Origin of the sequence: Methylomonas stagni, assembly GCF_050154735.1 — a bacterium.
GTDB classification, from domain to species: Bacteria; Pseudomonadota; Gammaproteobacteria; order Methylococcales; family Methylomonadaceae; genus Methylomonas; species Methylomonas koyamae_A.
Window position 1 is genome coordinate 2,649,405 of sequence record NZ_CP189557.1, and the last position, 13,123, is coordinate 2,662,527.

General features: G+C 55.6%; 6 protein-coding genes. All 6 read right to left on the reverse strand.

What is annotated here, in order from left to right; translation table 11 throughout:
* The gene (locus ACP4CD_RS12255) at positions 1-5,013 is read right to left on the reverse strand and encodes an amino acid adenylation domain-containing protein (RefSeq protein ID WP_426991122.1); all 5,013 of its coding nucleotides are present in this window, start codon (positions 5,011-5,013) and stop codon (positions 1-3) included.
* Between the two features lie 75 nt (positions 5,014-5,088).
* On the reverse strand, positions 5,089-5,253 hold the full coding sequence (locus tag ACP4CD_RS12260; protein ID WP_426991123.1) for a hypothetical protein: 165 nt from the start codon (positions 5,251-5,253) through the stop codon (positions 5,089-5,091).
* Entirely contained in the window at positions 5,229-10,253 is a 5,025-nt protein-coding gene (locus ACP4CD_RS12265; RefSeq protein ID WP_426991124.1) for an amino acid adenylation domain-containing protein, read from the reverse strand. Before ACP4CD_RS12265 ends, ACP4CD_RS12260 begins: the two co-directional genes overlap by 25 nt.
* Before the next feature lie 473 nt (positions 10,254-10,726).
* Positions 10,727-11,188, reverse strand: coding sequence for an FcoT family thioesterase (locus ACP4CD_RS12270; RefSeq protein WP_426991125.1), 462 nt, complete (start codon positions 11,186-11,188; stop codon positions 10,727-10,729).
* Positions 11,188-12,081, reverse strand: a complete 894-nt coding sequence (locus tag ACP4CD_RS12275; RefSeq protein WP_281022406.1) for a TauD/TfdA dioxygenase family protein — start codon at positions 12,079-12,081, stop codon at positions 11,188-11,190. The genes ACP4CD_RS12270 and ACP4CD_RS12275 overlap by 1 nt, the downstream gene beginning before the upstream one ends.
* A 73-nt stretch (positions 12,082-12,154) precedes the next feature.
* On the reverse strand, positions 12,155-13,051 hold the full coding sequence (locus ACP4CD_RS12280) for a TauD/TfdA dioxygenase family protein (RefSeq protein WP_197471691.1): 897 nt from the start codon (positions 13,049-13,051) through the stop codon (positions 12,155-12,157).
* Between the last annotated feature and the right edge of the window lie 72 nt (positions 13,052-13,123).

Sequence of the window (13,123 nt, forward strand, 5' to 3'; positions counted from 1 at the left end):
TCAACTTCTCAAGGAGTGGCCGGTTAATTTAAGAAACAGGTTTTCCAGATTCGGCGTGGCGACCGTCAAGCCTTCCAGCGAGACATGCAAGCGCGTCAATTGGGCGATCGCCGCTTCCACATTGGCGGTGACGAACTCGACCGTTTCGGCGCCGGCAGTCACCGCGAACGGCAAACCCGGAATGTCCGCCAGGCCGCTGGCACTCGGTAAACGGATCAGTACGCCGTCGAAATGCTCCCGCAATAGATTCTGTGGCGTGTCCTGGACGATAATCCGGCCTTGATCCATGATGGCGATTTCGTCGCAAAGCTGCTCCGCTTCCTCCATGTAATGCGTGGTCAGCACAATGGTCTTGCCGCGCGTTTTAATCTCCCGAATCAAGCTCCAAAAGTTGTGGCGCGATTGCGGGTCCAGGCCGGTGGTCGGTTCGTCCAGAAACAAAATGTCGGGATCGTTGATCAAGGCGATGCCCAGCAACAAGCGTTGCCGCTGACCGCCGGACAATTTGCGGGAATCGCGATTGATATAGTCTTGCAAGGCACAGGCTTCGATAATCTCTTCCAGCGGCAAACCGCGCGGATACAGCTTTTGAAACAGTTGCAGGGATTCCTTGACCGTCAGGGTGTCCGGCAAGGCCGTATGCTGAAACTGAATGCCGATATGTTGGCTATAACGCCGGTCGATAGGCTCGCCGCGAAACAAGATCTCGCCTTTGCTGGGCTTGAGTATGCCCTCCATCATTTCCAGCGTGGAGGTCTTGCCGGCGCCGTTCGGACCCAGCAAGCCGAAACACGTCCCGGCTTGCAATTCAAAGCTGACGCCGGCGACCGCCGTGACTTTTCCGTAATGCTTCTCCAGCCCCCTAACGCTCAGCAGGCTAGCGGTCGCGCCAGGCTCGGCAAGCGGCGGCGCGGCTAGCGTTGACGGCTGAGCAGCCGGCTCCGGACTCAGTTCTCGCAACCAAGCCGCGCAAAAAGGCTGCTTGACCACCGTGAAATGCTCGCCCTTGGCCTTGATGACATGGACGGCTTGGTAGTAATCGTCCCACTCGTTGGCCGCCAACCAACCTTTACTGCCGTCGGCGATCACCAGCGTCACTCGGTACGGCAACTTGGCGGTGTAACGGTAATTAGCGGTAATCGACGCCTCGGTCACCTGCCAGATTTTCCGAAAATCCCCGGCATCCAGATTAGGAACGATATCCGCCAACAGCAACGCAAAGCAGTCTTTCCATTCCGAGTAGGGCTTGGTTTTTAAAACGTCGGCGATGGCGGCGCGATAAGGCTCGGGCGAAATGCCGGCGCTAGTCAGCATGAAGTTGCAAAAGGCCTTGACCGAGGCTTTGTCCACGCGGCTTTGCCTCAACAACAAACCGCTATCGATCAACACCACTTCGCCGATTTCGTAGGCCGAATCTTGCAACTGGCGCAGCATTTCGTAGACGACGGTGCCGCCGTAACTGTGCGCGTATAAATTGATTCGCCCTTGCGGCCAGACGCGCCCGATCTGCTCGATATTGTGCGCCGCCATTTCCTCGACCGTGGCCGCCGGCTGATCGCCCGCATAGCCTTTCATTTGCAAGCCGTAAACCGGCCCTTCCCGCTTCAGGCATTCCGCCAGTTCAACATAGCCGTCGCTCAAGCCGGGCATGCCCGGCACGATAAACGTCGGAATCCCCGAGCGCAGATTAAGCAAATATACTGAATTCGTTGGTTTATCCATCGAGCTTTCTAAGTAGTCGGTCAACGCTTTTATCGTCGGATATTTGAAAATATCGGCAAGATTCAGCGAGCTGTCGGGGAGAATGGCGTTAATCCGGCTGATCAGTTGCACGGTCAGCAAGGAGTGGCCGCCCAATTCGAAGAAATTGTCGTGCACGCCAAGCCGCTCGATGTTCAACAGCGCCCGCCAAATGTCGGCCAGTTGTTGCTCCAGTTGGCCGCTCGGCGGACTAAAATCGGCATTGCCGATCTGTACGCCGCTCGCTTGCCGCGCCAAGGCGTTCCGGTCGATTTTCCCGCCGGCCGTCATCGGCAACACCTCGACGGCAAACAGCGCGAGTGGCACCATGTATTCCGGCAAGCTTTCACGCAAAAACGCTTTCAGCACCTCCTGCTCGGGCGGGTTGCCGTCGTGGGTATAAAAAGCCAGCAGTTGTTTGTTATTAGAGTGTTCGCCGACCACCACCGCCGCCAACTTGACCGCCGGATGCCTGGCCAGGGCGGTCTCGATTTCGCCCAACTCCACCCGAAACCCGCGAATCTTGACCTGATGGTCGCGGCGGCCGATGAAGGCCAGGTTGCCGTCGTCCAGCCAGCGCACCAAATCGCCGGTTTTATACAGCTTGCCGGCGCCGAACGGGTTGGCGATAAATTTCTCGGCGGTCAGTTCCGGTTGGTTGAGATAGCCGCGGGCAACGCCGGCGCCGGCGATGTGCAGTTCGCCGGGCACGCCGATCGGCACCGGTTTGAGTTCGCTATCCAGCACGTAGACTTGGGTGTTGGCCAGCGGTTTGCCGAGCGGGATCGCTTGGTCGGGATTTTGGGCCGGGTCTATCGGGTGCAGCAACGAGATCACCGTGGTTTCGGTCGGGCCGTAGGTGTTGATCACCGCGACGTTCGGGTTGCGTTGCCGCCAGGCCCGGTATTTTTGCGCCTCGGCCTTTTCGCCGCCGATCACGACCCGACTCAACGCGGTGTGGCTAAAGTCTTCGTCAACCAGCGTATGCCAGTAGGCGGTGGGCAGGTTGATCAAACTGACCCGATGGCATTGCAGCAGGCTTTTCAAGTAAGCGACGTCGGTGAAGCGCTCGCCGTCCATCATCACCACCGCGCCGCCGCTGAGCAGGGTCGGGAAGACTTCTTCGACGAAAATGTCGAAGCTGATCGTCGAAAACTGCAGCACCCGGTCGCGGTCGTTGAGAGCGTAGGCGGCTATCACCGCCAGATTGTGATTGACGACGTTGCGATGTTCCACCATCACCCCTTTGGGCTGACCGGTGGAACCTGAGGTATAGATGACGTAGGCCAGATGTTCGGGACGCGCGCTGGGGCGCGGTTGCGCGGCGCTTTGGGCGATCAGCGGCCAGTCGCTATCCAGCGCCAGGCTCTGAATCGCCAAACCGGCGCGGATTTCATGCAAGCCGTCGGCCAGACCGGCTTCGGTCAACAACAGCTTGGCCCCGCTGTCCAGTAGCAAGGCTTTGCTACGTTCGACGGGGGTATTGGCGTCCAGCGGCAGGTAGGCGCCGCCGGCCTTGAGGATGCCCAGCAAGCCGACCAGCATCAGCGGCGAGCGGCGCAGACACACCGCCACGATGGTATCCGGGACCACGCCGCGTTCTTGCAGATAGCTCGCCAGCCGGTCGCTTTGCTCGCGCAACTCCCGGTAGCTGAGTGACCGATCCTCTCCGATCACCGCCAACTGATCGGGGCTTTTCAGCGCTTGGCGGACGAATAGGTCGTGGATGCAGGCGTCCGGAGCTGGCTTGCCGGCCGTCCGGCTCCAATCTTCCAGGATCTTGCGCCGTTCGTAGGCATCCAGCAGATCCAGTTCCGCCAGCGTACCGTTCGGCGACTCGACCAAAAACTGCATGATTCGAGACAGATGCGCCGCCAGCCGTTGCACAGTCTCGGGCAAATATAGATCCGAGGCATACTCGATACCGATAACGGCATGATCGTCTTCATACTCGTTATAAGTGAAGGTCAATTCGAATTTTGCTTCGTTGATTTCGAAGTCGAATACCGGCTGCAAGCGGCAATTGCCGAAAGGCACCGCGCCAAGCCGTAACGGCGTGTAATTGATCAGCACTTGAAACACCGGGCTTCGGCTCAAATCCCGCTCAGGCTGCAATAAGTCGAAAATTTTCTCGATCGGCACGTGCTGATTGTCCTGGCCGTCGACGATTACGCCATGCACATGATCCAGTAGCGCATCGACCGACAAGTTGGATTGCGCCTCGGGATGAATGCGCATCACGACGGTGTTCACGAAAAAACCGACGATGTCTTCGATTTCGCGCTGATTGCGGTTAGCCACCGGCATACCTAAGCAAATATCGTCCTGGCCGCTGTATTTTCTTAACAACAGATACACCGCAGTCATGAACACGGTAAACGGCGTGGTTTTTCTCGCCCGCGCGGCTTGTTTGATCGCTAGCCCCTGGGCCGTGCTGAACTCGAATGACAGGTAAGCACCCTTTCCGCTGGCGGCGGCCGGACGCGCGAAATCCAACGGCATCTCAAGATTTTGATAGCCGGACAACTGGCGTTGCCAATAAGACAGTTCGCGGGCTAATCTGGCGTCCGTTTGAGTTTCGCGTTCCCAGCCGGCGAACAGCGCGTAGTCCACCGCCAAAGCCGGCAATACCGGCTGCCGGCCTTCGATAAATGCCGTATAGGCGGCCGCGAGATCGTTCAACAATACCCGCATCGACCAGCCGTCGGTGATGATGTGGTGCAGACACAGAGCCAGCACGTGGCTTTCGCTGTCCAAGCGCAACAGCATCGCCCTGAATAACGGCGAATGTTCCAAGTTGAACGCCTGCTCGATAAAGCTTTTCAACCTTTGCTTTTGTTCGTGCTGGCGCGCTTCTTCGCCGAGCCCGCTCAGATCGTGCTGCTCGATCAGGACTTCCGATACCGGACGGATTCTTTGTAACGGAATATTGCCCAGCACCGTGAAATTGGTACGCAACGCGTCATGGCGGGCATAAATGCAGTTCAGCGCCTTCGCCAACGCGTCGACGTCCAAAGGACCGTCGATTTTCCCGACGCCCGGCACGTGGTACTGGCCGCCAAACCCCAGTCTATCCAGAAACCACAGGCGCTCCTGGGAAAAGGACTGGCAGGCGATTTTGTCGCCGGCCAAGTAAGCTAGAACATTGGGTTTATCGGCGATCAGCGCGGATTTCACCGCCTCGGTCAGCAGGCCATGGCCTGCCTGTACCTGCAAATCCCCGGCGGATGTGGCACTGAACCGCGCGCCCTTTGCTATCAATTCACTCAACATGCTATTGGCTGTGGTAATGGCAAAAATCTTAAGCGCTGAATCCAGACGAACGCCTTCCGCCGCGATCGAGCGTGTTTAAACAATGAACACCTCCATGTGCTTCAAATAACTAGCCAGCGAATCTTCCTGTTGGACTTGCGCGCCGCCGGCGACGGCGAGGGCCAGTTGCTGAATGTCAGCCGCCTCGAAAAAGCGGCTGAGCGGTAGTTCCACGCCTAGCGAGGCCTTGATGCGGAGCACAATTCGGATCGCCAGTAGGGAATGCCCCCTAGCGCGAAAAAGTTGTCTTGCACGCCGACTTGGTCCAGATCCAACACATCCCGCCATATCTCGGACAAGGTCGCTTCGACGGCGTTGCCGGGCGCGACGTAATGGGTCCGAGCGGACAGATCGACCGGCCTATCCTCCAGAGCTTTGCGATTGACCTTGCCGTTGCTGGTTATCGGCATTTCCTCCAACTCGACCCAGGCGGCCGGCACCATGTAATCAGGTAAGCGCTCGCGTAAAAATCGGCTCAACTCGGTTGCGTCAATTGCCTGACCGAGCTGGTAGAACGCGACCAATTGTTTGCCGCCGGCATGTTCTTGGGCAAGAACGACCGCGTTGCGGACACTCGGGTGGCTTAGCAAGGCATTTTCGATTTCGCCGATTTCCACCCGAAAGCCGCGAATCTTGACCTGATGGTCGCGGCGGCCGATGAAGGCCAGGTTGCCGTCGTCCAGCCAGCGCACCAGATCGCCGGTTTTATACAGCTTGCCGGCGCCGAACGGGTTGGCGATAAATTTCTCGGCGGTCAGTGCCGGTTGGTTGAGATAGCCGCGAGCGACGCCGGCGCCGGCGATGTGCAGTTCGCCCGGCACGCCGATCGGCACCGGTTTGAGTTCGCTGTCCAGCACGTAGACCTGGGTGTTGGCCAGCGGTTTGCCGAGCGGTATCGCTTGGCCGGGATTCTGGGCCGGATCGATCGGGTGTAGCAACGAGATGACGGTGGTTTCGGTCGGACCGTAGGTGTTGATCACCACGACGTTCGGGTTGCGTTGCCGCCAGGCCCGATATTTTTGCGCCTCGGCTTTTTCACCGCCGATCACGACCCGGCTCAACGCGGTGTCGCTGAAGTCTTGGTCCACCAGCGTATGCCAGTAGGCGGTGGGCAGGTTGATCAGACTGACCCGGTGGCGTTGCAGCAAACTTTTAAGATACGCGACGTCGGTGAAACGCTCGCCGTCCATCATCACCACCGCGCCGCCGCTGAGCAGGGTCGGAAACACTTCTTCGACGAAGATGTCGAAGCTGATCGTCGAAAACTGCAAGACTCGGTCGCGCTCGCTGAGACGGTAGGCGGCTACGACGGCCAGATTGTGGTTGACCACGTTGCGATGTTCCACCATCACCCCTTTGGGCTGACCGGTGGAGCCGGAGGTATAGATGACGTAGGCCAGATGCTCGGGACCCGCGCTGGGGCGCGGTTGCGCGGCGCTTTGGGCGATCGCCGGCCAGTCGCTATCCAGCGCCAGGCTCTGAATCCCCAGGCCCGCGCGGATTTCATGCAAGCCGTCGGCCAGGCTGGCTTCGGTCAACAACAGCTGGGCCCCGCTGTCCAGTAGCAAGGCTTTGCTACGTTCGACGGGGGTATTGGCGTCCAGCGGCAGATAGGCGCCGCCGGCCTTGAGGATGCCCAGCAAGCCGACCAGCATCAGCGGCGAGCGGCGCAGACACACCGCCACGATGGTATCCGGGACCACGCCGCATTGCTGCAGATAGCTCGCCAGCCGGTCGCTTTGCTCGTGCAACTCCCGGTAGCTGAGCAACCGCTCCTCGCCGATCACCGCCACCTGGTCGGGGCTTTTCAGGGCTTGGCGGACGAATAGGTCGTGGATGCAAAAATCGCCGATTGGCGCGGTCCGAGTCGCGTTGAAATCGCTCAACAAGCGTCGCTTTTCCGCTGGCGGAACGATCTCGATGCCGCCGATAGCCTGCTCGGGGTCGGTGATTACGCTGGTCAACAACTGCTTGAAGCAAGCCAAATGCCGCGTGATCGTGGCGTCGTCGAACAAACTGCGTTTGTACTTGATATTGATCTGCAGGCTCTGCCGGAAATCGTAAATTTCCAGTGTGTAATGGTCCTCGGTTTGTTGAAACACCTCGTACAAAGTCTCCACGCCTTGCAGCGCATCGGCGTTGTTCAACAACTCGTCGAAGAAATTTTGGTAGGTGTAGGACACCGGAAACGGATTTTCTTGCGGGTTGGCCAGATTCAATCCCAGATCCGCCAACAGCCTGGGAAACGGATAGTTCGCATGGTCCAGACAATCGAAAAATTGTTGGCGGGCTTGTTGGACCCATTGCACGAAGGCCAACTCGGTTTGCATCGTGCAAGGCACCACCATCACATTGATATAACAACCGATACTCTGCTCGTGCGCTTGCTTGGGCCGTCCTCGCACCGGCGTGGTGACCGCCAGCGCCGATTCCTGGGTGAGCTTGTGCAAAAAAACCTGGAATGTCGCCAGAAACAGCACCGCCAAACTGGTTTTGCAGCGCGTCGCCAACTGCTTGAGGGCCGTCAACGTCGCGTCGTCCAAGGTATATTTACGACAGCCGATGCCGTCGGCCGACAAACTGGCTTGCGGCATACGATCGTAGGGCAGATTCAAGGTCGCCGCTTGATCGGCCAATAATGCGCGCCACCAACGCCTATCCTCGTCTCCGGCGCTACCGGCCAGATAGCGGCGCTCCCATTCGACGTAGTCCAGAAAAGCCAAGTCCGGGGCTTGGCAAACCAAGGTTTCGCCAGCCAGCAAAGCATGATATTTCCGCCAAAACGACGCAATAAACAACGCGCCCGAGGTACCATCGAAGACGATGTGATGGATCACGAAAAACACGTAAGCGCCGGCATCCGGCGCGTCGATGGCATACAGCCTGACCAATGCCTCCGTGGCTAGATCGAACGGCTGCCTCAACAGCGCCCACAAACAATCATCCAGCATTGCCCCGGACTCGAGGCGAATTTCATGGCAGAGAGGACCGTCATCCAGCGGCCGAATCACTTGCTCGCTATCGCCGGTGTCGCTCCGCTGAATAATCGCCGCCCTAAGCAGCGGATACTCCGCCAACATCGCGGCGAGCGCTTGCTGTAGTTTTTCGACCTCGACGCCGCCAGAGACCTTGAAGGTCAACGGCACGTTAAACGCGATCGACTCCGGGGCGAGTTCGTTGACATACCACAGACCTTTTTGCACTTCGGACAACGGACCGCGAATCTCCGACGCCAAACTCAGCGAGCGCGCGGAGCCGGTGTCATGCGCCACCTTGCGCTTTTGCTGCTGTCGGCGAGCCAACAAATCGAAGAAACCGGCGAAATCGTCTATCCCCAACACCTGGCTGAATTTGATGTCCAAATCCAGAGATTCGTTCAAGCGGCCGACGAACTGCACCACGTCGATGGAATCGAAGCCGTAATCGATCAGGGACAGCGATAAATCGAGCGTGGCCAAGTCCAGCTTAAAAATGTCTTTCACCAGCTTGGCTACGACCGCCAAAGTCGGCGTATCCGGACTCAAGCCATCCAGCGGTTTTACCGTCACCGGCGCTGAATGACCGGCGGCCCGAGCTTGCAACTCGGCATCGGGCCGGTATTCCTCGAGAACAATGTGAGCGTTTACCCCACCGATGGCGTAACTATTCAGGGCCGCGCGTTTCGGCCGGTCGGCTCCCGGCCAAGGACGATTTTCGTGTTGCAGCGTCAAGGCGTGCCCAGCGGGAAAGTCGCTATTGATCGCGTCCAGGCCGGCCACGCCAGGCAGCACTCCGTGCTCGAAGGCTTTCAACACCTTGATGATCGACGCGATACCCGAAGCGGCTTCCGGATGGCCGATACTGGGCTTCACGCTGCTGATATGCCAGCGTTTGGCGGAATCGGCGCCGGCCTGCCGGTAAGTTTGATCGATAGCGCCTAGCTCCAGCGCATCGGCCATCACGTTGCCGATGCCGTGCGCTTCGACATAGTCGATAGAATCCGAGTCCAGATCGGCACGCGTTAAGCACAAGCGTATCGCTTCCTTAAGACCCTGCGAATTCGGTGCCTCGAACGAATAACCTCGGCCGCCGTGATAAACCGCCGAGCCCCTGACCAAGCCCAGAATCGTGTTGCCGTCCCGCACCGCGTCAGCCAACGGTTTTACGATCAACACCCCGGCCCCTTCGCTGCGCAGATAGCCGTTGGCGGCATCGCCAAAGCTTTTGGTTTGATTGTCCGGACTCAAGATGTCCCGGTACAGACCCTGACGGGAAGCTTCGGTAAATTCGTCGGCACCGATCACGTTGACGCCGCCGACCAGCGCTTGTTGACATTCGCCGGCCCGCAGGCTTTGTATGGCCCGATGTAAGGCAACATACACGCTGGTGCAAAACGTGTTGATCGTTTCACTGGGACCTTTCAGGTTCAATTGAAACGAAACCTTGTTGGCGAGCGGAATTTGGTAGGCCACGTCCGGTGTCGGCACCGTATCCCGGCTGCCGATGTAAACAGCAGTCGTACTTTTTATCAGCGCGGACAGATCAAGCCGATAGTCGTGCAACGCGTCTTCGATGCACTGATAAAGTAACTGCTCCTGACGCGGTAAAGCCGCGAAGTCGGCCCGCGACATCTTCAGGCATTCCAGGGCCTGCAATCTGCCCGGATCGACCCGACCATAGGTCAATTCCGACTTTCCCGGATGGCTGGTGACTTGCAACGGCGAACCTGAAATGACTTTCCGCCACAACGCGGCGGCATTCTCGGCTTCCGGAAATATGCCGGCCATGCCTATCACGGCGATTGCAAACGGTTCGAGCTCAGCAAATTGTCGGGTCACGGGTATCGGCATTGACTCCAAAGGGTCGTCAACCGAAGCAACGTCGCCGAAGACTAAGACCTCATCCAGCAAATACCGAGTGAGCAAATCCAGACTCGGATAATCGAACAGCACCGTCGACCTCAAAGCGCACTGCAAGCGCTTTTCAAGCTCTACCTTGAAGTCGACCGCCTGCATCGAATCCGCGCCCAAGGCTGCGAAATTCTGATCGTCGGCCACCTCGTTGGGGCTGTCCAACTCCAGAAACTCAACCAACAAATCGCGAATGAAGTCGGTCAATAGGGCTTGGCGCGAACCGGAACCCGCGACGGCGAGCCGATCTAAAACGCTGTTGGCGTCGATGAACTCGTCGCGCGTTCGCGGAAACTGTATATCCGTCCCCATGATATATAAGTAAATAATTTAAGAATGATCGAAAATTAGCGCGAAAACAGCTAAAAACCCGAATTAAAGATGACCGCCACATTGGCGCGTCTTGGCAAAATACGAAGCAGCTTGAAACGCGGGCGTGCGGACGGTTATCTGTTCACCAGGCGCCGGAAATTAATCGCTCAATCCATGCCAAGTCCGGCAAAAATAAACGGCAAATAACTAGCCGTATCCGATACCGTTTTAATTTGAATTCCATGCCGGAAGCTATTCATACCCCAACATCAAAATCGCGACAGTCCCAACCCGGATAGCAAGCCTTTGCCGATACACCATTGCTCGCGTTAATTCCGCCGGCTTTCAATGTTTCGAAGCACCTTTAGCTATAAGCCGGAGCTCACGCTATTAAGGACCGGGACGCAATATAGCCAGCATCACTTCACCCTTGGATTTACCGACCTCGTCATCGTGAAAATGACAAAATGTTTTCAGAAACACACAGCGGGACGTTTTTTTACGGTATGAATACCGAATGTGCCGTAGAAGCGCTTCGCGTTAATCAGACTTTGAAAACCGGAATTGAGATTGGCAATCAAGAAATTCGAAAGCTGTTTTTCAAAAAACAAATCGGGATCGTAGTCGCCCAACTCCGGAATTAATCCATTTTTTATGCAATAACCCAAATGAACGTAAGCAATCTGGTTGTAGCAGATATTATATTCTACGGCATTGAAATGCCCGGTATCGTCGATGTAACAAGACTCCGGAATTGAAAACTCGCCATTCATCAGCATACCCTGAATACCCAAGTCTTCCTGCTGTTGAAAATACGCCTTTTTTAAGTACCGACAACTCTCCCGATAAGGCGTCAACACCGTTTTTACAAACGAAGCGTCAATATCCGTTAAACTGAGCGCTTCCCGCTCCGGCAATTCCAAAATAGAAGTCATTAGTTAATTCCCACATAAAAAGGCAAGTCGTCGTAAATCCCGATTCTGTAACTTTTGCTTTTCTCTCCGGGTTGTATGGATGACGCTTTGTGTACCAGAGGTCGGTTATCCCAGATAATCAGATCGCCCTCTTCCCAATAATGGGTGTGAATATGTTCCGGTTTTTCCGCAAAGTCGAATAAGGCCTGCATCACCCGTTCATTTTCTTCGTAATTCAGACCGGCCAGCTTGGTGGTAAAGCCGCTACTGATATACAGGATTTTCTCGCCCGTGACCGGATGTTGGATTACGGCCGGATGGTTAACCGGCGGGACTTCGTTGTGAATACGATCGAGTAATTCGGCAAGCGATTTATCGATATCCGACGCTTGAACCTTATAGCGCATTTTACCTTCATGAACCGCGGTAGCCGTTTCGACGTAAGACCTGAGTTCGTCCGGCAGTTTGCTGTAAACCGCCGCCATATCGATGTAAGAGGTTTCTCTCGCCGATTTGGGAAAAACCAACGGATAAATCGAAGTAAACGACAATGGATGCTTTTCGAAAGCGCAATCAGTGTGCCAATACCGCCCCGTGCCGGAAACGCCCAGTTTTTTGCCGTCCGCTTCGATCACATTCGACGAAACGAATACTTCCGGGTGATCAGGATGATGGTATTGAGGCTGGAAATACACTTGCGGACGACCGAGTTTCCGAGTGAATGCAACATATCTTTCGGCATTCAGCTCCTGACCGCGCAAGACCACCAATTTATTTTTATATATTAATTGTCTAATCAGCGCCAGTTCCGGCGCGTTTTCGGACAAACTATTGACATCCAAGCCAATAATTTCCGCACCGATTTTACCCTGTTTCGCTTCGTTAATTTCCAATCCCTTACTCTTAGTAATCATGCGCGCTACCCTTAATAATAGTAATGTTAATAGAACAAGTTTCGACCAACCTAACCGTATCGAATGTTAATTGTTAATTGCCGATACCCACGTAAAACGGCAAGTCATCGTAAATACCGACCCGATACATTTTGCTGGTTTCTCCCGGCTTGACGCCGGATGCCTTGTGTATAACCGAGCGGTTATCCCATATAATCAAATCGCCTTCTTCCCAATAGTGAGTATGCACATGTTCGGGACGTTCGATAAAATCAAATAGCGCCGTCAACGCGCGCTGATTTTCCTCGTGAGTCAAACCTGCGATTTTTGTCGTAAATCCGCTACTGATGTAAAGCGAAAACTCACCGGTTACCGGGTGCTGAATAACGGCGGGATGCTCGACCGGCGGCACTTCGCTATTAATCCTATCGAGAAGCTCGGCCAGCGATTTATCGATATCGGACGCTTGAACTTTGTATCGTAATTGCCCCGCATGGATATAGATTTTATCGTCGACATACTGTCTTAAATCCGCAGGCAGATTTTCCAATACCGTTACCATATCGATGTAAGAGGTTTCCCTAGACATTTTCGGGAAAATCAAGGGATAAACCGAGGTAAACGACAAGGGATTCTTTTCGAACGCGCAGTCGGTATGCCAATATTTTCCGGTACCGGAAACGCCGATTTTGTTACCGTTTTGATCCGGCACATTCGAAGAAACAAATATCTCGGGATGATCCGGATGATGATATTGCGGCTGAAAATAGACTTGCGGCCGCCCAAGTTTACGGGCGAATGCAACGTATTTTTGTTCATCCAATTCCTGATCGCGCAGTACAACCAGTTTATTCTTGTAGATCAAGCTACGAATCATGCCCAGTTCCGGCGCGTCATCCGCCAACCCATTGATATCCAGGCCACGGATTTCGGCGCCTATTTTTCCGGATTTTGATTCGATCACTTCCATTTCCAAGGTCTCAACGCTCATACATACTCTCCTCTAACCAAAGGTGAAGGTTTTATAAATTTCCCGGCGGATAACAGTTCATAAAATGCTCCG